This window comes from Micromonospora sp. NPDC047740, from assembly GCF_043204735.1.
In the GTDB taxonomy this organism is placed as follows: Bacteria; Actinomycetota; Actinomycetes; order Mycobacteriales; family Micromonosporaceae; genus Micromonospora.
Genome location: NZ_JBIDCT010000008.1, coordinates 239249 through 265735 on the forward strand (window position 1 = coordinate 239249; position 26487 = coordinate 265735).

Genomic DNA, 26487 nt, shown 5'->3' on the forward strand with positions numbered 1-26487 from the left:
TACATCGGGGGAGGTCAGCTTGTCGGCTGTCCTGGAGATCGAGGGTCTCCGCAAGACGTACCGGAGCCGCAAACGCGGAGTGCGACACGCGCTCGACGGCTTCGACATGCGGGTCGAGGCCGGGCAGGTGCACGGCTTCCTGGGCCCGAACGGTTCGGGCAAGACCACCACCCTGCGTACGCTGCTCGGCCTCATCCGGCCCAACGACGGCCGGATGGCCATCCTCGGCCACGAGCTGCCGCAGGCGCTGCCAGCCGTAGCCGGTCAGGTCGGGGCCATCGTGGAGAGTCCGCAGTTCTTCCCGCACTTCTCGGCCCGGGACACCCTCGGCCTGCTCGCCCAAGTGGGCGAGCTGCCGCGGCAACGGGTCGACGAGGTGCTGGAGCTGGTCGGGCTCCGGGACCGGGCCGGCGAGCGGGTCAAGACCTACTCACTGGGCATGAAGCAGCGGCTGGCGGTCGCCTCGGCGCTGCTCAAGAACCCGAAGCTGCTGATCCTGGACGAGCCCGCCAACGGCCTCGACCCGGGCGGCATCCGGGAGATGCGCAGCCTGATGCGGGACCTGGCCGCCGCGGGGATGACCGTGGTGCTCTCCAGCCACATCCTCGGCGAGATCCAGCTCATCTGCGACTCGGTCACCATCATCTCGCTGGGCCGGCGGGTCGCGTTCGGGCCGGTCGAGCAGGTGCTCGCCGCCCACTCGCAGGGCACCGTACGGGTGCGGCTGGAGGCGGTCACCGACCTGCCGCAGGCCGCCGACGCGCTAACCCGGGCCGGCATCCGGGTGAGCGCCGCGGAACCGGACCACCTGCTGCTCACCGGCGTCGACAAGCCGGCCACGGTCAGCCGCCTCCTCGCCGAGCAGGGCCTGTACGTCAGCGAGCTGACGCCGGTCGCGGTCGACCTGGAGAGCGTCTTCCTCGAACTGACCGCCACCGCGCCGGTTCCCGGCCAGCACCGGCAGGTCGACCAGTCCACGAAGGTCGGTGAGCCGGGCTCCGCCGGCGCCGGAGGAGGTTGGGGCGCATGAGCCTGTACGTCACGGAACTGCGCCGGCTTTCCAAGCGCCGGCTCACCCGGCTGCTGCTGGTCCTGCTGCTGCTCGGGCTGGCCGGGGTGGCCACCGCCTTCAGCTTCTCCAGCCACAAGCTTTCCCCGGCCGTCGTTGCCGAAGCGCAGGCGAAGGCGGACGCCGACTACCGGCAGGCGGTCAAGGACTGGGAGCGGTCCGTCACCGAGTGCGACGCCGCTGCCGCGCGTGGTGAGAAGACCGAGGATCGCTACGGACCGGACTGCGGCCGTCAGTGGCAGCCGCAGCCGGAGATGTTCGACCCGAAGTGGAACCTGCCCTACCAGTTCGACTTCCGGGCCGAGTTCCCCATGTTCATCGCCGTGTTCGCCGGCGCGGTGGCGCTCTTCGCATTCATTGTCGGCGCCTCCTTCGTCGGGGCCGAGTGGAGCACCGGCGGGATGATGAACCTGCTGCTCTGGCGGCCGAAACGGCTCGCCGTGCTGGGCACCAAGCTGGCCGCGCTGCTGACCACGGTGCTCGGGGTGAGCGTCGTGCTCGGCGCGTTCTGGACGCTGGCCTTCTGGCTGATCGGCACCTACAAGGGGACCACCGCCAAGGTGACCGCCGGGGTCTGGCGCTCGATCGGACTCGACGGCCTGCGGGCGGTCGGGCTCGTCCTGGCGGTCGGCGCGGTCGCCTTCGCGCTGGCCTCGCTCGGCCGGCACACCGCGATGGCGCTCGGCGCCGCCGTGGCGGTCTTCGCGATCAGCGAGGTCGCCATCCGCATCGCGGTCGGCGTCCTCGGGGTTGCGTTCGGCGACCGGTTCGTCCTCTCCACGTACGCGCAGGCGTGGTTCATGAAACAGGTGCAGCTGTTCGACTACGACGCGTGCGAGTTCACCAAGGGTGAGTGCAAACCCGCCGAACTGCTGATCACCTGGCAGGACTCGGCCCTGGTGTTCGGCCTGGGCTTCGCGGTGGTGCTGGTCGGCGCGTTCTGGATGATGCGCCGGCGGGACATCTCCTGACCGCCGGCCGGTGTCCGCGGCGCCGGCCGGCGCGGACCCCGCGTCCGATGCGGCCGGGGCGGGCCCTGGTTACGCTGGGGTCCCCCCGGCCGGCGGTCGCCGTGCCGGCCGCCCGCCTCCCGAGGAGCGCCATGCCCGCCGACGCCTCCGCGGCCGCCACCGACCGGCCCGAGCCGTCCGGGCCCGCCGACGTCGCCCGCCGGGAGGCCGGCGTCACCGTCCCCCCACCCCGCTCCGCCCCGGCCGTCGAGGCCGATCCGGCCCCGCCCGCCGTCCCGCCGTCGGCCGCCACCGACGCCCCGCCGGACGAGGCCGCCGACGGCCAGCCGGCCGACGTCGCGGCCGGCCTGACCGAGCGGGAGCGGCGGATCCTCACCTTCGAGCAGCAGTGGTGGAAGCACGCCGGTGCCAAGGAGCAGGCCATCCGGGACACCTTCGGGCTCTCCGCCACCCGGTACTACCAGTTGCTCAACGCGCTGCTCGACCACCCGGCCGCGCTGGCCGCCGAGCCGGTGCTGATCGGCCGGCTGCGCCGGTTGCGCTCTTCCCGGACCCGCAACCGGCGGCGTTGACCGGCCCGCTTCTCCTTGCGGGCCGCCGCTTGCCGGCTGGCAGCGGCCCGTGGTGGGGTGCCTGGGCATATCGGGTGCGTTGCGGGATGCCGTCCCGGTCTGCGCCCGCATGGCGTCCGCCGCTCCGGGTAGGCCGGGGAGGCGACGGCGACGTCAGCGGCGCGGAGCTGGGGCGTACGGAGGGAGCTGACGGATGGGGGCACCAGATCACCGGTACCTGACGGGGAGCCGGCCGGCGCGACCGGTCGGGACGGCGCCGATGATGCGGGTCCGGTCCGCCTCCGATCCGGCACCGGGCCGGGCGGAGAACGAGGACGTCGTCTTCCAGTTCGGGCCGCTGGTCGGGGTCCTCGACGGGGCCACCGTGCCGGAGGGCTTCGACACCGGCTGCGTGCACGGTCCGGCCTGGTACGTCCGCCACCTGGCCGCCCGGATCGGCCTGGCCATCGCGGCCCGGCCGGCGGCCACGCTGATGAGCAGCCTCGCGGCGGCGATCCTGGCCGTCCGGGCGGACCACGGCGGGGAGTGCGACCTCGACCACCCGGGCACCCCGTCGTCCACGGTCTGTCTGCTCCGGGAGGGCGGCGACCAGGTGGATTACCTGGTGCTCTGCGACAGCCCGCTGGTGCTGGACGCCGGCGGCGAGGTCAGCGTGGTCTCCGACGAGCGGCTGGACGCGGCGCTGGCGGACCTGCGCGGCACGGCCGCCGCGCTGCCCGACGGGGACGCCGACCCGGTGACCCGGTTCCGCCGGTCGGTGACCGTGCAGCGGGCTCGGATGAATCGGACCCACGGCTACTGGGCCGCGGCCGCCAATCCGGACGCGGCGTACCACGCGGTGACCGGGACGCTGCCGCTGCGCGGGCCGGGGGCGGTGCGGCGCGCGGCCCTGCTCAGCGACGGCGCATCCTGCGCGGTCGAGCAGTTCGGCCTCTTCGACTGGGCCGGCCTGCTCGAGGTGACCGCCGCGGAGGGGCCGGAGGGGTTGATCGGCCGGGTACGGGCGGCCGAGCGGGACCATCCGGACCGGCTGCGCCGGCACAAGCGGACCGATGACGCCTCGGTGGTGTTCTGCGAGTTCGGCGCGGCGGACTGAAGCCGGCGGACTGAAGAAGGTCCGGTCGGCCGACAACGGAGCGTGATGCGGAACACCGAGGGGGTACGACCGGCCGGTACCCTCCGCCGGACCGCCAGTCCGGGGTCAAAGGGGTGGACTTGGGCCGGTACGACCGGCAGACTGCGGCTCGTGACGCGTGCCGTACGACTGGAGCCGGTGAACGAGGGAAACCTGGAGCCGTTGCTCTCCGTAGCAGCCGCCGAGGCGGAACCGGAGGACGTCATGCCCCCGGTGGAGGCCCCGGCCGGCTGGTCGCTGGCCCGTCGGGACGCGTTCCGGGAGTTCCACCGGGCCAGCTTCGGCGGCCTGGACGGCCCCACCCGCACCCTGATGTTCGCCATCGTGGCCGGCGGCGAGGTGGTCGGCATGGTGCGGATGGCCCGCCGTGACGACCCCGGCACGGTGGAGACCGGGATGTGGCTGGGGCGCTCGGCCCGGGGTCAGGGTCTGGGTGCGGCAGCCCTGCGGGAATTGCTGAACGCCGCCGCGGCGGCCGGCATGCGTACCGTGGTCGCGGAGACGACCCCGGACAATCACGGTGCCGTATCCGTGCTGAAGAAATGTGGCGCGGAATTGCGCGAGAAAGACGGTAAGTTGTACGCGGAAATGTGCCTCGATTCCGCACTTCCCGCCAGCTGAGCCTTTCCTCTCCGTTCTGCGCGATATCACCTTCTCCCTGTTCACAGCGGCCTGTCTGTCCGGTTTGCCCGGCCAGTGCCGGGCTCTGCCCGGCTGTCCGGTCGACCGGTGACGCACGTCTCGCGAATTGCGTGGAGACGTTTTGCGGATGGGGTCCCGGGTACTGCCCGCCGGGTCCGCTGATACGGGACACCCGGTCGCAGGCCCAATTCCGCTGGTCCCCGGTAGCTGTTTTCCGGCCTGCTCCACACAAACGGTGTCCGCGTCCGCCGGGGAGCGAAGGAGAACGTATGAAGAGCGGAGCACGGGTAGCGCTGGCGGTGGGTTTCGGCTACCTCCTCGGCCGCCGCCGGAAGCTGCGTACCGCCCTCACCCTGGCCGCCGCGGTGGCCGTCGGGCGGGCCAGCAAGGACCCCGGTGGCCTGCTGAGGTACGGCAGCGACCTGGTGAACTCCTCGCCCCAGTTGAGCAACCTCAGCAAGCTGGGCGGACCGCTCGCCACGGCCGGCCGGGCCGCGGCGACCGCCGCCGCCGGCAGCGGCATCGACGCGTTGAGCGGCAAGCTGCGCGGCAGCGCCGACGCGTTGCGCCGCCGGTCCGGCGGCGACCGGCAGGACGAGGAGGCGGCGACCGGCGAGCGCTCGGCCCCGGACGAGGAGCAGGAACTCGACGAGCAGCCCGAGACGTGGGACGACGAGGACCGCGCCGAGACCGGCGCCCGGCGGCGGAGGCGGTGAGCATGGCGACCAGCAACGTTGCCGACAAGGCACGGGACCAGCTCGGTGAAGACCTGCGCGACCTCGCCGCGGCGATCGGCGAGCGGGCCGTGCAGGTGGTCACCGAGCGGATCACCGCCGCCACCGGCCGGCTCAGCGACTACGCCCGGCAGGGCGGCGGCCCCGGCCTGATCGCCGCCGCCACCGGGGTGCAGAAGCTCGCCGAGGGCCACTCGCCGCTGAAGGCCATGTTCCACGCCGGCCTGGCCGGCGGTAAGGAGAAGTTGATGTCGGCGGTCGGCGGTGGCGGCGGCAAGGGCGGCAAGAAGGTCAAGGTCACCAACATCGTGGAGACGATCGAGGTCGGCGTGCCGGTCCGGGTGGCGTACAACCAGTGGACGACCTTCGGCGACTTCCCGAGCTTCATGAAGAAGGTGGCGCGGGCCGACTGCGAGTCGGACGAGAAGATGACCTGGAAGGCGCAGGTCTTCTGGTCGCACCGGACCTGGGAGTCGACCATCCTCCGGCAGATCCCCGACCGGCTCATCCACTGGCGGTCCAAGGGCGAGAAGGGCTACGTCGACGGGACGGTCAGCTTCCACGAGGTCGGCCCCGAACTCACCCGGATCCTGGTCGTCCTGGAGTACCACCCGCAGGGCCTCTTCGAGCGCACCGGCAACCTCTGGCGCGCTCAGGGCCGCCGGGTGCGGCTGGAGCTGAAGCACTTCGTCCGGCACGTGATGACCCGGACCGTGCTCGACCCCGACGCGGTCGAGGGCTGGCGCGGTGAGATCGAGGACTCCCGGGTCGTCAAGGACCACGAGACCGCCCTCCGCGAGGAGCAGCAGGCCCGGGTGGGCCGCGAGGAGGAACACGCGGAACAGCGGCCCGCCGAGCGCGGCCGCGGTCGTACCCCGCAGCGTCGGGTTCCCCCCGAGCAGGAGGAGGAGTACGACGCCTACGACGAGGGCGACGACTACGACGAGGACGAGTACGCCGAGGAGCCGGCGGAGCAGTCGCGGCGCCGGCAGCCTGAGCGGGCCCGCCGCCCGCAGCCCCGCGGGGAGCGGGAGCCGCGCCCCGAGCCGCAGCGGTCCCGACCGGCCCGGCGTACCCCCGAATCCCCCCGACGGCCGGTGGTACGCCGCCGGCGAGAGGAGCGTGAGGAATGACGGTGGCGACGGCAACCGGAAGTCAGCCAGGTACCGCCCTGGAGCGCAGCAGCGGTGCCGGCGGAGGCACCCTCGCCGACGTCGTGGAGACAGTGCTGGACAAGGGTGTGGTGATCGACGCCCAGGTGTCGGTCGCCATCGTCGGCATCCAGCTGGTGGAGATCAACGCCCGGATCGTGATCGCCAGCGTGGAGACGTACCTGCGCTTCGCCGAGGCGGTGGACCGGCTGAGCATCACCCCCAAGGGCGCGAAGGGCCTGCCCGACATGGTGGGGGACGCGGCCGGGGCGGCGACCAAGGGCAAGGCGGTGTCCGGCCTGAGCAAGGCGGCAAAGGAGATCAGCGGTGCGGTGGTGGACTCGCTGGGTGACGGCGACTCCGACCGCGAGCGACCGCGCCGGCGCCGGGACGAGGAGCGTTGACATGACCGACGAGCGGAAGACCGGCGGGACCGGACTGTTCCTCTACGGCATCGTGCCGTCCGACGTGGAGCCGACCCCTGATGCGGAGGGGGTCGGTGACCCACCGGCCGAGGTGACCGCGATTCGGCAGGGTGACCTCGCCCTGCTGGTCAGCGAGGTCCGGCTGGAGGAGCCGATCGGCCGGCCGGCCGACCTGACCGCGTACCAGCGGCTGCTGGACTCGACCGCGGCGATCGCGCCGGTGCTGCCGGTCCGGTTCGGCACGGTGGTCACCGGCGAGGACGCGGTCGACGACCTGCTGGACGCGCACCACGACCGGTTCGCCGGCGCGCTGGCGGAGCTGGCGGACCACGTCCAGTACACCGTGCAGGGGCGCTTCGACGAGGAGGAGTTCATCCGCGGACTGCTGGCGCAGAACCCGCCCGCCGCCGCGCTCGCCGACCAGGTGCGCGGCCGGTCCGAGGTGGAGTGCCGGGATGAGCGGATCCGGCTCGGCGAGCTGATCGCCCAAGCCGTCGAGCTGCGGCGGGAGGCGGAGAACCGCGACCTGATCGACGCGGTGGACCGGTACGCGACGGCGAACGCCGCCCGCCCGCCCAGCCACGAGCTGGACGCGGTGAACGTCGCCTTCCTGGTCGCGGTGGACGACGAGGACGCGTTCATCGGGGCGGTGGAGGACTTCGCCGACCGGCGGCGGGAGCTGATCCGGATGCGGCTGCTCGGCCCCCTCGCGCCGTACGACTTCGTCAGCGCGCACCAGTTGGTGGAGTGAGCCGTGGACATCCTCTGGGGGCTGCTCACCCTGCCGTACGCCCCGGTGCGCGGGGTCACCGCGGTGGTCAAGGTGATCGCCCGGGAGGCGGAGTCGCAGCAGTACAACCCGGTCAACATCCGGCGGGAGCTGGAGGAGCTGGACCGGGCCGCGGCGGCCGGCGAGATCACCCCGCAGGCGCGGGACCTGGCCCAGCAGCGGGTGCTGGAGCGGCTGACCACGCCAACCGGCGACCCGGGTCGTACCCCGCCCCGGAGGGCCGCCACCGCCGGCCGACGCCGGTCGCCCGTCCGGCGGCGGACCGGCGGCCGGCGGGGCGAGCACGGCGGGCGAGGGAGCTGACATGACAGCAGGACGGATCCGCGGCGACGGCGACCGCGAACGCCGGCGCGAACCGGACGACCGCGACGCCGGCCGGTACGCGGACGAGGAGGAGTACGAGGAGATCTCGGCCGCCGAGGCGGCCCGGGAAGGGCTGCGCCAGATCGTCGGACTGACCGGCCGGGACCCGCTCGGGATCACCTCGATCGAGCCCACCGACGACGGCTGGCTGATCGGGGTGGAGGTGGTCGAGGACCACCGCATCCCGGCCTCGACCGACCTGCTCGGCCTCTACCAGGTCGAGCTGGACCTGGCCGGCAGCCTGCTCGCCTACCGGCGGACGCGCCGCTATCAGCGGGGCAAGGGGGACTGAGATGACGGTTGGGCGGACTCCCGCGGTGGTGCAGAACTCCGGTCAGGTGCTGCCGGCCGGGCACGAACCGGCGAACCTCGGGGACATCCTCGAACGGGTCCTCGACCGGGGCATCGTCATCGCCGGTGACATCCGGGTCAGCCTGCTCGACATCGAGCTGCTGACGCTCAAGCTGCGGCTGGTCATCGCCTCCGTGGACACGGCCCGGCAGATCGGCATCGACTGGTGGGAGCACGACCCGTGGCTCAGCTCCCGGGCCCGTCCGCCGGTCGAGCCGGGCCCGCGGGACCCGGAGGAGGTCGAGGCGGCCCGGCGGCCGCGGGTCGCCGGCCGGTCCGAGCGGGCCGCGAGGGAGGAGTGGGATGAGTACGACGGCTGACCCGGCTGCCGCCGCGCGGCACACCGGAGTCTGGCTGCACGGCGTGGTGGCCGAGGCCGACCCGGCCACGCTGGCGGGGCTCACCGGGATCGCCGGCACGCCGGTGCGGACCCTGGCCGCGGCCGGTCTGCTCGCCGTGGTGAGCGACGCCCCGCTGGCCGAATACGGCGAGGAGGCGCTGCGCCGCAACCTGGAGGACCTGGCCTGGCTGGAACGGGCCGCCCGCAGCCATCACGCAGTGGTCGACGCGCTGTCCCGGGCCGGTGCGGTGGTGCCGGCCCGGCTGGCCACCGTTTACCACGACGACCAGCGGGCGGCCCGGGCGCTGGTCGAGCGGCGCGACGAGCTGACCAGCACGCTGGCCCGGCTCACCGGCCGCGAGGAGTGGGGCGTCAAGGGGTACGTGGTGCCCGGGGCGACGCCGCGCGCCGAGGAACCGGTGGGCGGGGGCGGGGCCGGGGCGGCGTACCTGCGGCGGCGCAAGGCCCAGCTCAGCGCCCGCGAGGAGGGGCGGCGGGTGGCCGCCGAGGCGGCAGCCACCGTGCACACCGCACTCGCCGGGTACGCGGTGGCCGCCCGCCGGCACGCCCCGCAGGACCGGCGGCTCTCCGGCGCGGCCACGGCCATGGTGCTCAACGGCGCGTACCTGATCGACCGGGACGGGCTGGCCGCCTTCTCCGCGCTGATCGGCGCACTGGCGGACCGGCACCCGGAGATCCGGCTGGAGCTGACCGGCCCCTGGCCGCCGTACTCCTTCGTGGCGGAATCGGGGACGGAGCCGCAACCGGTCGGGGGGGCGGCATGGGCGTGACCTCACTCGTTCCCAGCAGCGCCGACGACCCGCTGACCTACCGGCCGGTGGCCCTGGTCGACCTGCTCGACCGGGTGCTCGCCACCGGCGTGGTGATCACCGGGGACATTACGCTCGCCATCGCCGACGTCGACCTGGTCCGGATCTCGCTGCGCGCGCTGATCGCCTCGGTCGGCGCGCTCGCCCCGCCCGAGGTCGGGGGCGCGCTCGCTCCGCCCGAGTTAGGGCACGCGCTCGCCCCGCCCGAGCTCGGGGAGGTCGAGCGGTGACCGGCCGGGACGACGCGACCGACGGCGGTGCGGCGGTGACCGGCCGGGACGAGGCGGCCGAGCTGGCGGCGGCGCTGGGGGAGCCGCAGTGGCAGGCGCCCAGGGTCCGGCCGCTGGACCGCCGGCTCGCCGTCGACCAGGACTCCGTCGAGCGCGGGCTGGCCAGCCTGGTGCTCACCATCATCGAGCTCCTGCGGCAGCTCATGGAACGGCAGGCGCTGCGCCGGGTCGACCTGGGCGACCTCACCGAGGAGCAGGTCGAACGCATCGGCACCACGCTGATGGCCCTGGAGGAGCAGATGATCCACCTCCGCGAGCACTTCGGCCTCTCCCCCGAAGACCTCAACCTGGACCTCGGCCCCCTAGGCCCTCTCCTCCCCACCGACTGACCGCACCCCCCTCCACTCCGTCGATCATGAGGTTGGCGACGTTGTGGATCTCCGTGACTGCCGCCAACCTCATGATCGACGCGTCACTGGTGGGTGGCGGCGTAGGCGGTCAGGGCGGCTAGTTGGGTGGGGTCGAGGGAGGGGCGGATGCGGGTGCGGGCCGTTGCGACGTGGGCCCGCGTGACGGTGGCGGCGGACAGGGACTCGCGCATCGCGGCGAGCGCCGCCTCGCGGACCAGCGCCGCGCAGTCGGCCGCCGAGAAGCCGTCCAGCTCGGCGCCGAGCGCGGCCAGGTCGACGTCCGGGGCGAGCGGCACGTTCCGGGAAGCCGCGCGGAGGATCTCCGCCCGGGCCGGGCCGTCCGGCGGCGGCACGTACACCAGGCGTTCCAGCCGGCCGGGGCGCAGCAGCGCGGGGTCGACCCGGTCCGGCCGGTTGGTCGCGCCGACCACCACCACGTTGCGCAGCGCCTCCACCCCGTCCAGTTCGGTGAGCAGGGCGGCCACCACCCGGTCGGTGGTGCCGCCGTCGGTGGCCTGGCCCCGGACCGGGGCGAGTGCGTCCACCTCGTCCAGGAAGACCAGCGTGGGTGCGGCCTCGCGGGCCCGGCGGAACAGTTCCCGGACCGCGCGTTCGCTCTCGCCCACCCACTTGGAGAGCAGCTCCGCGCCCTTCACCGACAGCACGTTGGCCCGCCCCGAGCCGGCCAGCGCGGTGACCAGGTAGGTCTTGCCGCAGCCGGGCGGCCCGTAGAGCAGCACCCCGCGTGGCGGCGTCACGCCCAGCCGGGCGAAGGTGTCCGGGTAGGTCAGCGGCCAGAGCACCGACTCGGTCAGCGTCTCCTTGACCTCGTGCAGGCCCCCGACGTCGTCCAGGGTCACCGAGGCCAGTTCCAGGGTGGACGCGGCCATCGTGGTGGGGCGGACCACCTCCAGCGCGGCGGTGAAGTCGGCCATCGCCACGGTCGGCGTCTCGGCCGCCTTCTGTCGCAGGGCGGCCCGTACGCCGGCCTCGCGGACCAGTGCGGCCAGGTCGGCGGCGACGAACCCGGGCGTACGGGCGGCTACCTCGTCGAGCCGGACGTCCTCGGCGAGCGGCACCTGCCGGGTGAGCACGGTCAACTGTTCCCGGCGCAGCGGCTGGTCCGGCAGGGGCACGGTGATCCGTAACGAGAGCAGGTCCGGGGCGCGCAGGGCGGGGTCCACCGCCTCCGGCCGGCTCGTGGTGCAGACCACCGCCGCCCCGGATCCGACCGCCTCGGCGACGACCTGCCGGAACACCGTGGCCACCGGGCCGGGCTCGTCCGCCGGGGCGATCGCCTCCACGTCGGTGACCAGCAGCACAGCCGCTTTGTCGGCGCGTACCGCCGCGGCGGCCTCGCGCAGCCGGCGGGCGGCCGCGTCGTTGCTCAGCGCGGCCAGCTCCGGCGCCCAGAGCGGGCAGACCCGGGCGCGTACCCGGGCGGCGACCGCGCGGACCAGCGCCGACTTGCCCGAGCCGGCCGGTCCGCTGACCAGCACGCCCAGCGAGACGGTGGTGCCCAGCCGCCGCAGCACCTCGCGGTGGTGGAAGCCCAGGTCGAGCAGCTCGGTCAGCTCCTCGGCCTGGGCCCGCAGCCCGGGCAGCTCGTCGACGTCCGGCGCCTCGGCCGGCTCAGCGAGCTCGGGCTCGGGGGCCGGTGCGGCCCATTCGCTCCCGGCGCCGGCTGGTCGGTTGACCGGGGGTCGGCCGCCGGCCGGCCGGCCGTTCGGGTACGGGCCGGCCGCGCCGGGGCCGTGGGTGGCCGCGCCGTGCTCCCAGCCGATCACCGTGTCCATGGTGACCAGTGCGCCGGCCCCCGGTTCCGCCGTGACCACGGTGAGCAGGGTGCTGGTCCAGGCGTACCCGACGGTGTTGGCGAGGCTGCGCCGGGCGGCCTCGACCAGGCCGCGGACCGCGGCGTCGGGCAGCACGTCCTGGGGCAGCAGCGAGACGTCGTCCCCGGCGGTGACGACCTTGCCGAGCAGGGCGAGGCGGAGCATCTCCGGGGAGACCGCGGCCACGACCGCGACCGGCCCGGACAGGGTCACCCGGCGGGCGGGGACCACCGGCAGCGGGCCCACCGTCACCTGCCCGCCGTCCCGCAGGCCGAGGTTGCCGAGCAGCAGGTCGTCGGCGTAGAGCAGGGCGGTGCTTGCGGTCGGTTCGGCCGCGGCCGCGATGCCGGCGGTCGCCCGCCGGCCGGTCAGGCGTACCGGGTCGCCGGGGCGTAACGCCAGCGCGGTCAGCACCTCGGGGTGCAGGCGGACGACGCCGCGCCGGGCGTCCAGCGCCGCCGGGCGCAGGCTCGCGGTCAGGGTCAGCTCGGGTTCCGCCACCCGCCCGACAGTAGCCGCCGGCACCACCTGGTGCCCGCGGCGCGTCCCGCCCGGTCAGCGCTGGCCCGGATCCTCCAGCAGCGAGGGATCGCGCCGGACCATCTCGGCCAGCCGGGCCGCCGGGTCCGGACCCTCCCGGTCGTGGCCGGGGGCCGGCACGGGGGTCGGCGGCATCGGCCAGGCCGGCGGGGGCGGGGGCGGCGCGGGCACGGGGCCGACCGTCACCTCCCGGCCCGTCCAGGCGACCCGCAGCGGGTACGCCCGCCCGCCGTGCTCCACCCGCAGGGTGACCGCCAGCCCGGGGTGCTCCGCCACCACCTGGCGTACCGCCTCGGCCACCTCCTCGATCGGGTCCACCTGTTCGGGCCGGGCCCCGCCGCGCAGCCGGTACGCGCCGTGCCCGTCCCGCCGCGCCACCGCCGGCGACACCTCGTCCCGGTCGGCCTCGTCGCCGGTTCCCCGGCGGCGCAACGCCTCCTCACGGCGCGCCAGCCGGGCCAGTGTCTCGTCCAGATCACCCCTCATCGAGTCCACCCCTTTCGTCGAGAACGGGTCGGGCAGGCAGCCGCGGATCCGGGTAGCCGGTTCCGCGCCGGCCACCTCCAGCATCACTGATGTACCAAGTTCTTCAACTCGGCGATCAATCGCGGGCTGAGCGTCCCGCCGGCCCGGTCGGTGAACAGCCGCATCTCGTACGCCACGGTGCCCAGGTTGGCCGAGCGGTCGGCGACCACGCCGAGCAGGGCACCACTGCTGATCGGGCCGATCAGCAGATAGCCCTCGGCCAGGTCCACGACCACCCGGTTGAGGCCGCCCAGGGCGTACCAGTTCGCGGCGCGCCCGGCGAGGCCGGTCAGGCCGGAGAGCACGGCGGCGAGCCGCTCCGCGGTGGACCGGTCCTTGCTGGCGGACGCCGCCAGCAGCACGCCGTCGGCGGAGACCGCGACGGCCTCCAGTACCCCGGTGGTGCTGGAGGTGAACGAGTCGAGCAACCAGTTGAAGGTGCAGACCTCGGGCCGGCGGCCCCCGGCGGGGTTCGGTCGGTCGACGTTGCCGTGCGCAGCGGGGCTGGTCACCGTGATGAGTCCTCTTCGTAGCGGCGGTCCGGACTGACTTCGCGCAGAACACGGGCGATTTCGGACCGGAACGTAGCCCAGGCCGGCCCGGTGTGATCGCCGTCGCGGAGTCGGCTTGGTGTCACTTCCGAGTGGGTGACGGGTCGTCGACCGGTCGGGCACGCTGCGTCCCCGGGTAGTCGCCAGGATGGCGGGATCGGCGGCGGTTTGCGAGCGTAGATGTGATTTCCCGCGATCCGAATTCGTCCCGCTCAGCCGGCCTGGCCGGACCACGGTCGACGGATCTCGCGCACCGAACGGCGCAGCCGGACGAACGTACGGCGGATCTCAGGGAACGCTCAGCGTCCGGGCCGTACCGTGTGCCGCATGAGATCACCGCTCACCGCCGCGCGGATCCGGCGTGCCCTGGCCACCCGCCGTCGCCGGGTCGTCGCCGCGGTGGTGGTGGTCGGCCTGGTCGCCGTCGCGGTGACCTGGGCGGCCCGGCCGCAGCGGCCCGGCTTCCGGACCGAGTCGGCGCTGGTGACCGTCCGCTCCGGACCGGCCGGCGACCAGCCGGTCGACCTGGACACCACGCTCTACCTGCCCGGGGATGCGTCGGCCGGGCACCGGGTGCCGGCCGTGCTGCTGGCGCACGGCTTCGGCGGCACCAAGGAGTCGGTCCGCTCCGACGCGGAGGACCTGGCCGACCGGGGGTACGCGGTGCTCACCTGGACCGCGCGGGGCTTCGGCCGCAGCGGCGGCGAGATCCACCTGGACAGCCCGGACTACGAGGTGCGGGACGCCCAGCGGCTGCTCGACCGGCTCGCCGCCCGCCCGGACATCCGGCTCGACGCCGCCGGGGACCCGCGGGTCGGCGTGGTCGGCGGCTCGTACGGCGGCGGCCTGGCGCTGCTGCTGGCCGCGCAGGACCGCCGGGTCGACGCGATCGTTCCCATGATCACCTGGAACGACCTGTCCCGGGCCTTCCTGCCCGAGAGCACCGGCAAGGCACCCACCGAGGGCGTGTTCAAGAAGGGCTGGGCCGGCCTGTTCTTCGGTGGCGGCGGCAACGCCGGCTCCGGCCCGGCCGGCCTCTCCGGCACCACCGCCGGCCAGCCCGAGGGCGCCCCGGCGTCGGCCGGCGCGCCCAGCCCGCAGCCCGGCGCCGGCCCCGGTACCGGCTCCGGGCGCGCCCCCGGCGGCGCCGCCGACCCGTCCTGTGGCCGGTTCGCCGCCGACGTCTGCGCCGCGTACCTGCGGATCGCCACCACCGGGCGGGCCGACGCCCAGGCGGTCGACCTGCTGCGCCGCTCCTCCCCGGCCGGGGTGCTCGACCGGATCAAGGCGCCGACCCTGCTCGTGCAGGGGGAGGCGGACACCCTCTTCCCGCTCACCGAGGCGGACGCCAACGCGCGCGGCATCGCCGCCGCCGGCACCCCGGTCCGGGTCGCCTGGTTCACCGGCGGCCACGACGGCGGCACGGGCCCGACCTCCGACTCGGACCGGGTGAAGTTCCTGACCGCGCAGTGGCTCGACCACTACGTCAAGGGCGAGGGCGCGGCACCGGGGGAGTCCTTCACCTTCTCCCGGATCGCCGGCTTCGACGCGCTCGACCGGGGCCTGGTGGCCACCGGCTACCGCACCACCGACTACCCCGGCGTGGCCGGGCAGACCCGGCAGGACATCACGCTCGCCGGCCCCGCCCAGTCGGTCGCCAACCCGCCCAACGGCAACCCGGCGGCGATCTCCTCGGTGCCGTTCGCCGGGGCGATCGGCTCGCTGCTGGACGGGGTGGCCGGCGACATCCCCGGCCAGCACGTCCGGTTCGAGTCCGCCCCGCTGACCGACGCGGTCGACGTGGTCGGCGCGCCCACCGTGCAGATCAGGGCCGCCTCGCCCACCGGCGAGGCGGTGCTCTTCGTCAAGCTCTACGACGTCGACCCGCAGGGCGCCGCCACCCTCCCCGACGGCCTGGTCGCCCCGGTCCGGCTGACCGGCCTGCCGAGGGCGCTCGACGCCGCGCAGCCGGTGACCGTCACCCTGCCGGCGATCGTCCGCCGGATCGAGGCCGGGCACCGGCTGCGGGTCGTCGTGGCCACCTCCGACCAGGCGTACGCCACCCCGGCCGAGCCGGTGGTGCACACCGTCGCCCTCGGCGGCGGCCCGCTGGTGCTGCCCACGGTCGACGCCCAGCCGATCCCCACCACGGCCACGATCTGGCGCTGGGTGCTGGTCGGCCTGCTCGCCGCGATCGCGGTCGGGCTCGCCGTGGTCGTCCTGGTGGCCCGGCGCCGGCACCGCCGCCAGGACAGCTCGATCCACCCGGCGTACGCGGGCGTCCCGCTCGCCGTCCGCCAGCTCCGCAAGGAGTACGCGGACGGCTTCGTCGCCGTCTCCAACGTGGACTTCGATGTGCACCCCGGTCAGGTGGTCGGCCTGCTCGGCCCGAACGGTGCCGGCAAGACCACCACCCTGCGGGTGCTGATGGGGCTGACCCAGCCCACCGCAGGCGAGATCTACGTCTTCGGTCACCGGCTGGTGCCCGGCTCGCCGGTGCTCTCCCGGATCGGGGCGCTGGTCGAGGGGCCGGGCTTCCTGCCGCACCTGTCCGGCCTGGAGAACCTGAAGGCGTACTGGCGGGCGACCGGGCGGCCCTGGGCGGACGCGCACTTCGACGAGGCGCTGGAGATCGCCGGGTTGGGCGATTCGGTGCACCGCAAGACCCGGAAGTACAGCCACGGCATGCGGCAGCGGTTGGCCATCGCCCAGGCCATGCTGGGCCTGCCCGAGCTGCTGGTGCTCGACGAGCCGACGGACGGCCTCGACCCGCCGCAGATCGCCGAGATGCGCCGGGTGCTCCAGCGCTACGCCAGCGACGGCCGGGCCGTGCTGGTCTCCAGCCACCTGCTGGCCGAGGTGGAGCAGACCTGCACCCACGCGGTGGTGGTGAACAAGGGGCGGATCGTCGCCTCCGGGCCGGTCGAGGAGATCGTCGGCGAGTCGCCGAGCGTGCTGTTCGAGGTCAGCGACCCGGACGCGGCACGCGGCGTGCTGAGGCGGCTGCACGGCGTACGGGTGCTGCCCGACGGCGACGGTGGGCTGGTGGTGGACACGAACGGCACGGCCCGCAGCGAGGTGGTGGCCGAGCTGGTCCGGGCCGGCATCGGGGTGGACCGGGTGGTGCCCCGACGTCGCCTGGAGGACGCGTTCCTCGCCCTGGTCGGCGAGAACTCTCGGGGAAGCGGGGACCGGTGATGGGACAGTCGTCATCCGTGGCCACGGTGGAGCGCCGCGGGGCCGCGCCGGGCTACCGGCCGTCGGCGACCCTGCCGTTCCTGGCCGAGTTCCGCCGGCAGGCGTCCCGGCGGCGTACCCAGCTCGCGCTGGGGTTCATGGTGCTGCTGCCGTTGATCATCCTGGTCGCGTTCCAGTTCAACTCGGGTGAGGACGACCGTGGCGGCCGGGGGGAGTTCTCCAGCCTGGCCGACCTGGCCACCTCCGGCGGGCTGAACTTCACCCTGTTCACGATCCTGGTCTCGGCGTCGTTCCTCCTGGTCGTGGTGGTGGCCCTGTTCTGCGGGGACACGGTGGCCAGCGAGGCGAGCTGGGGCAGCCTGCGCTACCTGCTGGCCGTCCCGGTGCCCCGCGCCCGGCTGCTCACGGTGAAGCTGCTGGTCGCGCTCGCGTACTCGGGGCTGGCCCTGCTGCTGCTCGCCACCACCGCGCTGCTCGCCGGCACCCTGCGGTACGGCTGGTCCCCGCTGCGCAGCCAGGTCGCCGCCGAGCTGGCCCCGGCGGACGGGCTGGTCCGCCTGCTCGCGATCCTCGGCTACCTGGCGGTCGTCCTGCTGGTGGTGGCCGGGCTGGCGTTCCTGCTCTCGGTGAGCACGGACGCCGCGCTCGGCGCGGTCGGCGGGGCGGTGCTGCTCTGGATCCTCTCCAGCATCCTGGACCAGATCACCGCGTTGGGCGGCCTGCGTGCCCTGCTGCCGACCCACTACAGCAGCGCCTGGCTGGGCCTGCTCTCCACGCCGGTGCAGACCGACGACGTGGTACGCGGTGCCATCTCGGCGATCGTCTACGCCACGATCTTCTGGAGCCTGGCCTTCTGGCGGTTCACCCGCAAGGACGTCACAAGCTGACTCCACTTCGGCGACGTGGCGGTATCCGGTCGTCCGGACACCGCCACGTCGGCGGCCTGGCGCTGGTTCACCCAGACCCAGACCCAGACCCAGAGCGGGCCGGGGCGGTGAGGACCGCGTCGAGCAGGCCCGGGTAGAGGCGGTCCAGTTCCTCCCGCCGCAGCCGGACGTAGCGGCTGGTGCCGGCGACCCGGGTCCGGGTCAGGCCGGCCTCGCGCAGCACCTTGAGGTGGTGGCTGCGGGTCGCCTTGGAGACGCCGAACTCGAAGGTGCCGCAGGCGTACTCGCCGCCCTCGGCGAGGGCGCGCACGATCTGCAGCCGGACGTCGTCGGCCAGGGCCGCCAGCACGGCGGTGACCGGCACCTCGCGCAGTTCGGGTTCGTGCAGCTCCATGTGACCAGGGTAACCCATGTTCGACTTTCATCGAACAAGCTCCTAGAGTCGGCGATGCTGGTTCGACGATACTCGAACATTGGAGCTGTCATGCGCTCTCGTCACGCCGCGTTCCCGCTCTTCGCCGTGCTCAGCTGGGGCGTCATGTTCCCCGTCCTGGCCAGCGCGCTCACCCGGGTGGACGCACTCAACCTGACCGCCGCCCGGTACGTCCTCGCCGCCGCCGTGCTCGTCGCCCTGCTGCTGATCCGGGAGGGGTGGACCGCGCTGCGTGCGGGCCGGCGCGGGGCCGAGGTGCTGCTGCTCGGCGTGGTCGGCTTCGCCGGCTTCAACGTGCTCACCAACCTCGCCCTCGGGCACGCCGCCCCGCAGCAGATCGCCCTGTTCGCCGCCACCACGCCCCTGGTCACCCAGCTCGTCCGCTGGGCCCGGGACGGCGTACGCCCCCGGCCGGCGCTGCTCGGCCTCTCGCTGGTCGCCCTGGTCGGCGTCGGTCTGGTGATCACCCGCGGCCGGCTCGACGGGCTCGGCCAGTTCGGCGTCGGCGGGTTGCTCATGATCGGTGCGGTGCTCGCCTGGGCGATCTACACCCACGGCGCCGGCCGGTTCCCCGAGTACTCCGCGCTGCGCTACACCACCCTGACCGCCGTCGCCGGCACGCTCGCCATGCTGGCCGCCAGCGCCGCCGCCGACCTCACCGGGCTCCAGCACGCACCGGCCGCCGCCGACCTCGTCGCGGTCGCCCCGCAGCTCGCGTACGCCGTGGTGGTCGCCGCCGTCCTCGCGGTGCTCGCCTGGAACACCGGGGTGCGCCGGCTCGGCGCCGCCGACGCCGCGCTGTTCATGAACCTGGTCCCGGTGACCACGTTCGCGGTGCAGACCCTCCGCGGCTACCGGCTCGGCGCCGTGGAGCTGGCCGGCGCGGGCCTGACCATCGCCGCCCTGATCGCCGCCAACCTCGCCACCCGTACCCGCGCCGCGACTCCCGCCCCGGCCACGCCGGTCTCCGCCGTGACCGACCGCCAGGCCGTCGTCGACCCCGCCGCCGTCCTCGCCCGCTGATCCAGCGCGCCGGTAGCTCACAAAATGGGAACCCCCGTTGGTGCGGGCGGTGGACCTGCATAGACTCGGTGCCACAACTGCATACCTCATCCAGAGGGGCTGAGGGATACGGCCCGATGACGCCCCGGCAACCACCCGCGCGCTCGACGACGAGCGTCGCCGGCAGGTGCCAATTCCGTCCCCGCCGCACAAGGCGATGCGGGGGAAGATGAGAGGACACCTCGCCATGACGTCGACGCTTCCCGCCAGCTCCGGCATCGACACCACCCTCAGCCCGGCCCGCGCCCTGGTCTGTCGCGGCTGTTCCGCGCGCTACCCGCTCGCCGCCCAGCACGCCTGCTACGAGTGCTTCGGGCCGCTGGAGGTCGACTACGACACCGCCGCCCTCGCCACGGTCACCCGCGAACAGATCGAGGCCGGCCCGAAGAACCTCTGGCGGTACGCGGGCCTGCTCCCCGCCGGCCAGGACCCGGCCACCCGGGTGACCCTGAACCCAGGGCTGACCCCGCTGGTCGCGGCCCCGCACCTCGCCGCCGAGCTGGGCCTCACCGCCCCGCTCTGGATCAAGGACGACAGCGCCAACCCGACGCACTCGTTCAAGGACCGGGTGGTCTCGGTGGCGCTGACCGCCGCCCGGGCGCTCGGCTTCACCCGGTACGCCTGCGCCTCCACCGGCAACCTGGCCAACTCGGTGGCCGCCCACGCGGCCCGGGCGGGGGCGCCCTCGGTGGTCTTCATCCCCGGCGACCTGGAACAGGGCAAGGTGGTGACCACCGCCGTCTACGGCGGCGAGCTGGTCGCCATCGACGGCTCGTACGACGACGTGAACCGGCTCTGCGGCGAGCTGGTGGAGACCGACGAGTTCGAGGACACCGCGTTCGTCAACGTCAACGTGCGGCCGTACTACGCCGAGGGCTCCAAGACTCTCGGGTACGAGGTGGCCGAGCAGCTCGGCTGGCGGATCCCCGCCCAGGTGGTCATCCCGATGGCCAGCGGCGAGCTGCTCACGAAGATCGACAAGGCGTTCTCCGAGCTGGTCGAGGTCGGGCTGGTCGAGGCGCCGGCCGGGGGCTGGAAGGTGTTCGGCGCCCAGTCCGCTGGCTGCAACCCGATCGCCACGGCGCTGCACGCCGGCAGCGACACCATCGTCCCGGTCAAGCCGACCGGCATCGCCAAGTCGCTGAACATCGGCGACCCCGCCGCCGGGCTCTACGCGCTGGAGGCGGTCCGCCGCACCGGCGGCTGGATGGAGTACGCCGACGACGACGAGATCCGCGCGGCCATCCGGCTGCTGGCGCGTACCACCGGGGTTTTCGCGGAGACCGCCGGCGGCGTCACCGTGGCGGTGTTGCGCAAGCTGGTCGAGTCCGGGCGCCTCGACCCGGCGGCCGAGACCGTCGTCTTCAACACCGGCGAGGGCCTCAAGACCCTCGACGCGGTGGCCGACCAGGTCGGCCCCACTCACCGGATCAAGCCCTCCCTCCGCGCCGCCCGCGACGCCGGCCTCCTCAGCTGACCGCGCCGCCGCTCTTGTCGATCAAGAGGTTTGGGTCCAGAACGACGCGCGCTGGGACGCAAACCCCTTGATCAACTCGACGATGCGGGGGAGGGCGGATCGCCCGGACGGGGGATCGGGTCGATCCGCCGGGTAACTGGCTTTTCGCTGTGAGTGTGGAAAACCCGCCGACAAGGACTTGACGGCAGGAATTGGACGGCGCAAGATGCTCGGTGCGGGAGGGCATCCGCCGGAGACTTTTCAAGTTCTTGCGACCCAACGCCGGAGGCGTTGTGCGGACGTCCCTCCCGACCAGCATCCGAAGGGGCCAGCGGAAAACCGCTGGCCCCTTCGCTGTGCGGTGGGCCACGCTCGGGGGCATGGGCATCTCCGTCTCTCCCCTCGATCCCGCCGACCAGGCGACCCTCGACGCGGTGTACCGGACGGCGGCCGCGGCCCAGGCCGTGGACGAGCCGGACCTCCCGCCGCTGTGCCGGCGGCGGTTCGAGGCGCCGCTGCGGCACCCGATGCCGGGCATCGACACCCGCTGGTGGGTCGCCCGCCTCGACGGGGTGCCCGCCGGCTGGCTCCGGCTGTACCTGCACACCCTCGACAACACCGACAACGCCAGCGTCGAGCTGGTGGTGGACCCGGCCTACCGGCGGCGCGGGGTGGGGCGGGCGCTGCACGAGCACGGGCTGCGGCTGCTGCGGGAACGCGGTGGCAAGCGGCTGGTCGGTTCGACCGTCACCGCCCTGCCCGGCGAGGAGGCCCGGGAGCTGCCCGGGGCTGCCTTCGCCGCCACCGTCGGCGCGAAGCCGGCGCTCGCCGACGTCCGCCGCCGGCTGGACGTCACCGCCCTCGACCGGCCGCGCCTGGCCGGCCTGCTCGCCGGGGCCCGCACGTCCGCCGCCGGCTACCGCACCGTCCGCTGGTCGAACCACACCCCGGAGGAGTACGTCGCCGACGTCGCCTACCTGGAGGGGCGGCTCCTGGTGGACGCGCCCCTCGGTGACCTCGAATGGGAGCAGGAGAAGGTCGACGCCGAGCGGATCCGCGGCACGGAGCGGGCGCTCGACGCGCGCGGGGTCCGCCGGTACAACGTCGGAGCGGTGCACGAGGCGTCCGGCCGGCTGGTCGCCTGGAGCATGGTCAGCCTGGCCGCCAACACCACCTGGCACGCCTGGCAGCAGATCACCATCGTCGACCCGGACCACCGGGGCCACCGGCTCGGGCTGCTCACAAAGATCGAGAACCTCGACCACGCGCTGGCGCACGAACCGGAGCTGCGCGTGATCGACACCTTCAACGCGGCGACGAACACCCACATGATCGCGATCAACGAGCAACTCGGCTACCGGCCCGCGGCCGGCTCGACCGACTGGCAGCTGACGATCTGACTTGTGACACGCCCCTACTGATCTGGTGGCTCGCTGTTGCATGATGGCGGGCATGACGGAGACCCCGCACCCCCTGTACGACAGGCACGCCGACACCCTCAACCGAGCGCTGACCGCCATCACGGAGCGCGGGTACTGGTCCGCCTACCCCGAGTCGCCCAGCCCCCGGGTGTACGGCGAGACCGCCGCCGCGGACGGCAAGGCGGCCTTCGAGGCGTACCTCAAGGCCGACTTCCCCCTCGACCAGGCGGGTGACGGGCAGAGCGTCGCCACCGAGGTCAGCCCGTTCGGCCTGGAGCTGGACGTGCGCTACCCGCACACCACCGCCGACCAGCTCGTGGCCGCCGCCTCCGCCGCCCTGCCGGCCTGGCGCGACGCCGGCCCGCAGGCCCGGGCGGGCGTCTGCCTGGAGATCCTCGACCGGCTGCACCGGAACGTCTTCGAGCTGGCCAACGCGGTGCAGTTCACCAGCGGCCAGGCGTTCGTGATGGCCTTCCAGGCCGGCGGCGCGCACGCGCTGGACCGGGCGCTGGAGGCGATCGCCTACGCGTACTCCGAGATGACCCGCCACCCGGCCACGGCCGGCTGGGAGAAGGCCGCCGGCAAGGGCGACCCGCTGCGGATGACCAAGACCTTCCACGTGGTGCCGCGCGGCGTGGCGCTGGTGATCGGCTGCAACACCTTCCCGACCTGGAACTCGTACCCGGGGCTCTTCGCCTCGCTGGCCACCGGCAACCCGGTGATCATCAAGCCGCACCCGCGCGCGGTGCTGCCCCTCGCGATCACCGTGAAGTACGCCCGCCAGGTGCTCGCCGAGGCCGGGTTCGACCCCAATCTGGTGCAGCTCGCGCCGGAGGCGCCGGGCGAGAAGCTCGCCTCCACCCTGGCCCTGCACCCGGCCGTGAAGATCGTCGACTTCACCGGTTCCACCGAGTACGGCGACTGGCTGGAGGTCAACGCCCGGCAGGCGGCCGTCTACACCGAGAAGGCCGGCCTGAACACGGTGGTCATCGACTCCACCGACGACTTCGCCGGGTTGTGCCGCAACCTGGGCTTCACGCTGACCCTCTACAGCGGCCAGATGTGCACCACCTCCCAGAACCTGCTGATCCCCCGGGACGGCATCGAGACCGACCAGGGGCACAAGAGCTTCGACGAGGTGGCCGCCGGGATCGCCGGGGCGGTCGGCAAGCTCACCGCCGACCCGGCCCGGGGCGTCGAGCTGACCGGCGCGATCGTCAACGACGGCGTGCTGGAGCGGCTGGAGGAGGTCACCAAGGTCGGCGAGCCGGTGCTGGAGTCGCGGACCGTCGAGCACCCGTCCTTCCCCGGCGCGGTGGTGCGTACGCCGACCATCGTCAAGCTGGACGCGGCGGACACGGCGACCTACTCGCGGGAGTGGTTCGGGCCGATCTCGTTCGCCATCGCGACCGACTCGACGGCGCACAGCCTGGCGATCCTGCGGACCACGGTGGGGGAGAAGGGTGCGCTCACCGCCGGTGTCTACTCCACCGACGAGGCGGTGCTGGACGCGGCCGAGGCGGCGGCGATCGACGCGGGCGTGCACCTGTCCTGCAACCTGACCGGCGGGGTCTTCGTCAACCAGTCGGCGGCGTTCTCCGACTTCCACGGGTCGGGGGCGAACCCGGCTGCCAACTCTGCTCTTACTGATGGCGCCTACGTGTCGAACCGGTTCCGCATCGTGCAGTCGCGTCGGCACGTCTAATCGTCTGTTGCTGTTGGGGTTTCCGGGGCAGGCCACCTCGCTCCGGGCGGTCAGGCTTGATCCCTCCGCGAGGCGGCCTGCCCCGGAAACCCGTCCGGGTCGCCCTGCTCCCGCGGCTTCGGCCCGGAGGTGGGTGATCTTCGGGTGCTGCCCCTGGGTGGGGTCCTTGGTTCGGGGGCGTTCTCCGGCGCTGCCTCGGGTGTTGTCGCCGGGTGGCGGGGTCAGGCGGGGCGGCGCATCTGGAGTTCGTTGAGGGCCGGGATCTTGGGGTGCGGGACGCGTACGCCGGTGTCGACGAAGCCGAGCTTCCGGTATGCCCGGTAGGCGCGGTCGTTGCCCACCACCACCTCCAGCATCAGCTCGGGCCGGCCGCAGGCGCGGGACCAGGCGGCCACCTCGTCCACCAGCGCGCCCAGCAGCCCGTTGCCGCGCCATGTCGGCGTGACGTAGACGGCGTAGATCACGGTCAGCTGGGGCTCTCCCGGGACGACCGTGCCCCCGGCGTGGCCGACCAGCCGACCGCCCGGATCGGCCACGAACTGGGCGGTCACCGTGCCGTCGGCGACCGAGGCGATCCGCGCCGCGTAGTCGGCGTGCGGGCGGGCGGCGGCCTCGGCAACGGTCTCCAGGAACGCCAGCGGCGAATCGGCGAGCATCTCCAGCCGGAGCGCCCGCATTCGCGCGGCGTCCTCGGGCCGGACCCGGCGGACGGTCCCGGGGCGGGTCACGGTAGTGGTCGGCGCGCTGATCATCAGAACTCCTTCGAGGAGACCTTGCAGTTTAGGGCGGGGCGGAATCGGACTCCTGAGGACCAGGGCCCGCCACCCGCACCCCGGTATGCCGGCTCTGCCCGTCCGGGTCGGCTGCTGGCCCGAATATGCCCGATTTGTGGTCGTGCGCGGTCGTCACGCCTCGTGTAGCGTGCGATTTCGGTCACCGATTCAGCGGTCGTCGCCGATCGCCGAACCGGTGGTCCGCCGGTGCCGGTCCGCCGGTTTCCGGGTTGTGGAACGCCGCGCAGAGTGAGGAAGTGCACCGTGGCACAGGGCACCGTCAAGTGGTTCAACGCCGAAAAGGGCTACGGCTTCATCGCCGTCGACGGCGGGCAGGACGTCTTCGTCCACTTCTCCGCGATCGAGATGGACGGCTACAAGGCGCTGGACGACGGCCAGCGGGTCGAGTTCGAGATCGCGCAGGGCCAGAAGGGTCCGCAGGCGGAGCGGGTTCGCCTCATCGCCTGACCCGTCGCCGCCCGACCGGCGGCTTTCCACCCGATCAGGGGCTGCGGTGCCGGCGCGCACCGTGAAAGATCATGAGCCATTCCAGCCGTCACGCTGAGGAGGGTTCATGTCCGACCAGCCCCCGTCGGGTTCCACCGAGCCAGTGCCCCCGGCGTCGTCCGGTCCCCCGGCCGACCCGACCCGGTCGACGTCGCCAGCCTTCGAGCCGGGCTCGGCGGCGGGGCATACGGGCGAACCGGCCACACCCGGACAGTCCACCCCGACAGTTCCGGGTGTGCCCGCCCAGCCCAGCGCCGGTGACCCCGCAGCGCCGGCGCAACCCGGCCAGCCTGGATATCCGGCGGCACCCGGCCAGCCGGTCTTGCCCGGCCAGCCCGTCCTGCCGGGCCACCCGGTCCCGCCCGGGCAGCCTGTCGTGCCGGGCCAGTTTCCGCCGCCCGGACCGCCGATCGGGCCCGGCCAGCCGGGGTACGAGGTGCCCGGCGGGCAGCCCTGGGAGGCGTACCCGACGGATCCGGCCGCGCAGCCGCAGGGCTGGGTGTGGCCGGCCGCGGGCGGTCCCGTGCCGGCCGGCGCCTGGCCGGGTGCCCCGATGCCCGGCCAGCCGTACGGCTGGTATCCGGGCGCGGACCCGGGTGACCCCCTGGTCACGCCGCCGTACGCCGGCATCGGTGGCTGGTTCGCCCGGTGCACCGGGGCGGTGCAGCGCGGCTGGCGCCAGTTGCTGCCGATCATGCTGCTCACCCAGACGGTCCCGGCGGCGGTGATGTCGATCCTCACGCTCGTCCTCCTCCCGACGGCGCAGCCCACCACCGCGCCGGACGGCGCCCCGGTCCTGCCGGACGGTTACTTCCAGGACGTGTTCGCCCTCTACGGTCTGGTGCTCCTCGCCGCCCTGATCTTCGGCCCGCTGCAGAGCGCGGGTTGGGCCGCGGGCACCTGGGTGGTGGCCCGCCAGGCGGCCGGCGAGCCGGCCGGTGTCGGGGCCGCCCTCCGGTACGGATGGCGTCGGGCCCTCGGCGTCTGGGGCTGGACCATCGTCGCCACCCTGCTGATCTCGGTCGGTTTCTGCCTCTGCGTGCTGCCCGGGATCTACGCGGCCTTCGCGGTCGCCCTGTTCGGTCCGATCTACCTGTTCGAGCGGCAGGAGCCGATCGGCCGCGCCTTCCGGTTGTTCCACCAGCGGTTCGGGATGGTGCTGGGCCGGGTCGCGCTGGTCGCCGCGGCGGTCGTCGTCGGGTCGCTGGCCGGCGCCGTGATCGAGGGTGTGGGCCAGCTCCCGTTCGGGGCGGAGCCGATGGCCACCCCGGGCACGGCGGCCGGAGCCGTCGCGGTGTCGCTGGTCGCCGCCGTGCTGGTCACCCCGGTGTACCTGGCGCAGCTGGTCGGACTGGTCGTCACGTACGCCGAGCAGCGGGCCCAGGAAGGGCCGGTGAACGCCGCCCGGCTGGCCGCGGAACTCGGCTGAGCGGGGGCATCGTGCTTGCACTCGGCTAGGGAGAGTGCTAAACAGGTCATTGGCACTCGCATACGTTGAGTGCCAATGGTCGGGGCGGTAGGGCCACGGCCACGCCGGCGTCTCGATGGCGCCGGAGTGGCACGAGGCCGGTCGTCGCGGGC

At 73.8% G+C, this 26487-nt stretch carries 25 protein-coding genes, 3 pseudogenes and 1 riboswitch; of the genes and pseudogenes, 23 read left to right on the top strand and 5 right to left on the bottom strand.

Annotated features, from left to right (window positions below; genetic code table 11):
* Positions 1-19 precede the first annotated feature (19 nt).
* The 15 genes and pseudogenes from ACGF4F_RS17265 (at position 20) to ACGF4F_RS17335 (ending at position 9992) form a co-directional block, all read left to right on the top strand.
* Entirely contained in the window at positions 20-1030 is a 1011-nt protein-coding gene (locus ACGF4F_RS17265) for an ATP-binding cassette domain-containing protein (protein WP_393078320.1), read from the top strand.
* Positions 1027-2040 carry an ABC transporter permease subunit gene (locus ACGF4F_RS17270; protein ID WP_393078323.1) on the top strand — a complete coding sequence of 338 codons (1014 nt, stop codon included), beginning with the start codon at positions 1027-1029 and terminating at the stop codon, positions 2038-2040. Before ACGF4F_RS17265 ends, ACGF4F_RS17270 begins: the two co-directional genes overlap by 4 nt.
* 131 nt (positions 2041-2171) lie before the next feature.
* Positions 2172-2612: a DUF3263 domain-containing protein gene (locus tag ACGF4F_RS17275; RefSeq protein WP_393078326.1), complete on the top strand. Its 441-nt coding sequence runs from the start codon at positions 2172-2174 to the stop codon at positions 2610-2612.
* Positions 2613-2805: 193 nt separating this feature from the next.
* Positions 2806-3708, top strand: coding sequence for a hypothetical protein (locus tag ACGF4F_RS17280; RefSeq protein WP_393078328.1), 903 nt, complete (start codon positions 2806-2808; stop codon positions 3706-3708).
* A 150-nt stretch (positions 3709-3858) separates the two neighbouring features.
* Positions 3859-4368 carry a GNAT family N-acetyltransferase gene (locus ACGF4F_RS17285; RefSeq protein ID WP_357443361.1) on the top strand — a complete coding sequence of 170 codons (510 nt, stop codon included), beginning with the start codon at positions 3859-3861 and terminating at the stop codon, positions 4366-4368.
* 290 nt (positions 4369-4658) lie between these two features.
* Entirely contained in the window at positions 4659-5105 is a 447-nt protein-coding gene (locus ACGF4F_RS17290; RefSeq protein WP_073837851.1) for a hypothetical protein, read from the top strand.
* A gap of 2 nt (positions 5106-5107) precedes the next feature.
* On the top strand, positions 5108-6256 hold the full coding sequence (locus ACGF4F_RS17295) for an SRPBCC family protein (RefSeq protein ID WP_357443364.1): 1149 nt from the start codon (positions 5108-5110) through the stop codon (positions 6254-6256).
* A 38-nt stretch (positions 6257-6294) separates the two neighbouring features.
* A pseudogene (gene gvpJ, locus ACGF4F_RS17300) lies at positions 6295-6477 on the top strand (gas vesicle protein GvpJ); the annotation flags it as partial.
* Between the two features lie 202 nt (positions 6478-6679).
* Positions 6680-7450 (top strand): GvpL/GvpF family gas vesicle protein, encoded by a 771-nt coding sequence (locus ACGF4F_RS17305; protein WP_357443366.1) that lies wholly within the window; start codon positions 6680-6682, stop codon positions 7448-7450.
* A gap of 3 nt (positions 7451-7453) precedes the next feature.
* On the top strand, positions 7454-7792 hold the full coding sequence (locus tag ACGF4F_RS17310; RefSeq protein ID WP_357443368.1) for a gas vesicle protein GvpG: 339 nt from the start codon (positions 7454-7456) through the stop codon (positions 7790-7792).
* 1 nt (position 7793) lies between these two features.
* A complete protein-coding gene (locus tag ACGF4F_RS17315; protein WP_357443370.1) occupies positions 7794-8144 on the top strand; it encodes a gas vesicle protein in 351 nt (116 codons plus the stop codon).
* 1 nt (position 8145) lies between these two features.
* Positions 8146-8346: pseudogene (gvpJ, locus tag ACGF4F_RS17320) on the top strand (gas vesicle protein GvpJ); the annotation flags it as partial.
* A 160-nt stretch (positions 8347-8506) separates the two neighbouring features.
* Complete coding sequence (locus ACGF4F_RS17325; RefSeq protein WP_357443374.1) at positions 8507-9334, top strand: GvpL/GvpF family gas vesicle protein; 828 nt, start codon at positions 8507-8509, stop codon at positions 9332-9334.
* Positions 9325-9603 carry a gas vesicle protein gene (locus ACGF4F_RS17330; protein ID WP_393078334.1) on the top strand — a complete coding sequence of 93 codons (279 nt, stop codon included), beginning with the start codon at positions 9325-9327 and terminating at the stop codon, positions 9601-9603. The genes ACGF4F_RS17325 and ACGF4F_RS17330 overlap by 10 nt, the downstream gene beginning before the upstream one ends.
* Complete coding sequence (locus ACGF4F_RS17335) at positions 9600-9992, top strand: gas vesicle protein K (RefSeq protein WP_357443378.1); 393 nt, start codon at positions 9600-9602, stop codon at positions 9990-9992. Before ACGF4F_RS17330 ends, ACGF4F_RS17335 begins: the two co-directional genes overlap by 4 nt.
* 83 nt (positions 9993-10075) lie before the next feature.
* Here the strand turns inward: ACGF4F_RS17335 and ACGF4F_RS17340 are convergent, their stop codons facing one another.
* The 3 genes from ACGF4F_RS17340 to ACGF4F_RS17350 all read right to left on the bottom strand — a co-directional run bounded on the left by ACGF4F_RS17340 (position 10076) and on the right by ACGF4F_RS17350 (position 13425).
* Positions 10076-12349: an AAA family ATPase gene (locus ACGF4F_RS17340; RefSeq protein ID WP_393078337.1), complete on the bottom strand. Its 2274-nt coding sequence runs from the start codon at positions 12347-12349 to the stop codon at positions 10076-10078.
* A gap of 54 nt (positions 12350-12403) precedes the next feature.
* Positions 12404-12874: a hypothetical protein gene (locus tag ACGF4F_RS17345; protein WP_357443382.1), complete on the bottom strand. Its 471-nt coding sequence runs from the start codon at positions 12872-12874 to the stop codon at positions 12404-12406.
* A gap of 83 nt (positions 12875-12957) precedes the next feature.
* Complete coding sequence (locus tag ACGF4F_RS17350; protein ID WP_393078340.1) at positions 12958-13425, bottom strand: roadblock/LC7 domain-containing protein; 468 nt, start codon at positions 13423-13425, stop codon at positions 12958-12960.
* A gap of 366 nt (positions 13426-13791) precedes the next feature.
* Here ACGF4F_RS17350 and ACGF4F_RS17355 point away from each other — a divergent pair, with 366 nt between their 5' ends.
* Entirely contained in the window at positions 13792-16662 is a 2871-nt protein-coding gene (locus tag ACGF4F_RS17355) for an alpha/beta fold hydrolase (RefSeq protein ID WP_357443386.1), read from the top strand.
* Between the two features lie 13 nt (positions 16663-16675).
* Positions 16676-17549, top strand: a pseudogene (locus ACGF4F_RS17360) (ABC transporter permease).
* 67 nt (positions 17550-17616) lie between these two features.
* Here ACGF4F_RS17360 and ACGF4F_RS17365 read toward each other — a convergent pair.
* Positions 17617-17943, bottom strand: a complete 327-nt coding sequence (locus tag ACGF4F_RS17365) for a metalloregulator ArsR/SmtB family transcription factor (RefSeq protein WP_357443388.1) — start codon at positions 17941-17943, stop codon at positions 17617-17619.
* A 90-nt stretch (positions 17944-18033) separates the two neighbouring features.
* Between ACGF4F_RS17365 and ACGF4F_RS17370 the strand changes: the two genes are divergently transcribed.
* The 4 genes from ACGF4F_RS17370 (at position 18034) to paaN (ending at position 23626) form a co-directional block, all read left to right on the top strand.
* On the top strand, positions 18034-19005 hold the full coding sequence (locus ACGF4F_RS17370; RefSeq protein WP_357443390.1) for a DMT family transporter: 972 nt from the start codon (positions 18034-18036) through the stop codon (positions 19003-19005).
* Between the two features lie 83 nt (positions 19006-19088).
* Positions 19089-19220: riboswitch (SAM riboswitch) on the top strand.
* A gap of 11 nt (positions 19221-19231) precedes the next feature.
* Complete coding sequence (gene thrC, locus ACGF4F_RS17375; protein ID WP_357443392.1) at positions 19232-20521, top strand: threonine synthase; 1290 nt, start codon at positions 19232-19234, stop codon at positions 20519-20521.
* Positions 20522-20880: 359 nt separating this feature from the next.
* Entirely contained in the window at positions 20881-21900 is a 1020-nt protein-coding gene (locus tag ACGF4F_RS17380; protein WP_357443394.1) for a GNAT family N-acetyltransferase, read from the top strand.
* A 52-nt stretch (positions 21901-21952) separates the two neighbouring features.
* A complete protein-coding gene (gene paaN / locus ACGF4F_RS17385) occupies positions 21953-23626 on the top strand; it encodes a phenylacetic acid degradation protein PaaN (protein ID WP_357443396.1) in 1674 nt (557 codons plus the stop codon).
* A 221-nt stretch (positions 23627-23847) separates the two neighbouring features.
* Here the strand turns inward: paaN and ACGF4F_RS17390 are convergent, their stop codons facing one another.
* A complete protein-coding gene (locus ACGF4F_RS17390) occupies positions 23848-24378 on the bottom strand; it encodes a GNAT family N-acetyltransferase (RefSeq protein WP_357443398.1) in 531 nt (176 codons plus the stop codon).
* A 285-nt stretch (positions 24379-24663) separates the two neighbouring features.
* Here ACGF4F_RS17390 and ACGF4F_RS17395 point away from each other — a divergent pair, with 285 nt between their 5' ends.
* Together ACGF4F_RS17395 and ACGF4F_RS17400 are read left to right on the top strand one after the other, a co-directional pair.
* Positions 24664-24867, top strand: a complete 204-nt coding sequence (locus tag ACGF4F_RS17395; RefSeq protein WP_018787966.1) for a cold-shock protein — start codon at positions 24664-24666, stop codon at positions 24865-24867.
* Positions 24868-25282: 415 nt separating this feature from the next.
* A complete protein-coding gene (locus tag ACGF4F_RS17400) occupies positions 25283-26335 on the top strand; it encodes a hypothetical protein (RefSeq protein ID WP_357443401.1) in 1053 nt (350 codons plus the stop codon).
* Positions 26336-26487: the final 152 nt, after the last annotated feature.

What these genes read in the sequence shown, in the direction of transcription:
- thrC (WP_357443392.1), top strand. Translation starts at nt 19,232, where the DNA reads ATGACGTCGACGCTTCCCGCCAGCTCCGGCATCGACACCACCCTCAGC.
- ACGF4F_RS17325 (WP_357443374.1), top strand. Translation starts at nt 8,507, where the DNA reads ATGAGTACGACGGCTGACCCGGCTGCCGCCGCGCGGCACACCGGAGTC.
- ACGF4F_RS17355 (WP_357443386.1), top strand. Translation starts at nt 13,792, where the DNA reads ATGAGATCACCGCTCACCGCCGCGCGGATCCGGCGTGCCCTGGCCACC.
- ACGF4F_RS17290 (WP_073837851.1), top strand. Translation starts at nt 4,659, where the DNA reads ATGAAGAGCGGAGCACGGGTAGCGCTGGCGGTGGGTTTCGGCTACCTC.
- ACGF4F_RS17315 (WP_357443370.1), top strand. Translation starts at nt 7,794, where the DNA reads ATGACAGCAGGACGGATCCGCGGCGACGGCGACCGCGAACGCCGGCGC.
- paaN (WP_357443396.1), top strand. Translation starts at nt 21,953, where the DNA reads ATGACGGAGACCCCGCACCCCCTGTACGACAGGCACGCCGACACCCTC.
- ACGF4F_RS17270 (WP_393078323.1), top strand. Translation starts at nt 1,027, where the DNA reads ATGAGCCTGTACGTCACGGAACTGCGCCGGCTTTCCAAGCGCCGGCTC.
- ACGF4F_RS17380 (WP_357443394.1), top strand. Translation starts at nt 20,881, where the DNA reads ATGGGCATCTCCGTCTCTCCCCTCGATCCCGCCGACCAGGCGACCCTC.
- ACGF4F_RS17280 (WP_393078328.1), top strand. Translation starts at nt 2,806, where the DNA reads ATGGGGGCACCAGATCACCGGTACCTGACGGGGAGCCGGCCGGCGCGA.
- ACGF4F_RS17295 (WP_357443364.1), top strand. Translation starts at nt 5,108, where the DNA reads ATGGCGACCAGCAACGTTGCCGACAAGGCACGGGACCAGCTCGGTGAA.
- ACGF4F_RS17275 (WP_393078326.1), top strand. Translation starts at nt 2,172, where the DNA reads ATGCCCGCCGACGCCTCCGCGGCCGCCACCGACCGGCCCGAGCCGTCC.
- ACGF4F_RS17370 (WP_357443390.1), top strand. Translation starts at nt 18,034, where the DNA reads ATGCGCTCTCGTCACGCCGCGTTCCCGCTCTTCGCCGTGCTCAGCTGG.
- ACGF4F_RS17330 (WP_393078334.1), top strand. Translation starts at nt 9,325, where the DNA reads ATGGGCGTGACCTCACTCGTTCCCAGCAGCGCCGACGACCCGCTGACC.
- ACGF4F_RS17365 (WP_357443388.1), bottom strand. Translation starts at nt 17,943, where the DNA reads ATGGAGCTGCACGAACCCGAACTGCGCGAGGTGCCGGTCACCGCCGTG.
- ACGF4F_RS17390 (WP_357443398.1), bottom strand. Translation starts at nt 24,378, where the DNA reads ATGATCAGCGCGCCGACCACTACCGTGACCCGCCCCGGGACCGTCCGC.
- ACGF4F_RS17305 (WP_357443366.1), top strand. Translation starts at nt 6,680, where the DNA reads ATGACCGACGAGCGGAAGACCGGCGGGACCGGACTGTTCCTCTACGGC.
- ACGF4F_RS17345 (WP_357443382.1), bottom strand. Translation starts at nt 12,874, where the DNA reads ATGAGGGGTGATCTGGACGAGACACTGGCCCGGCTGGCGCGCCGTGAG.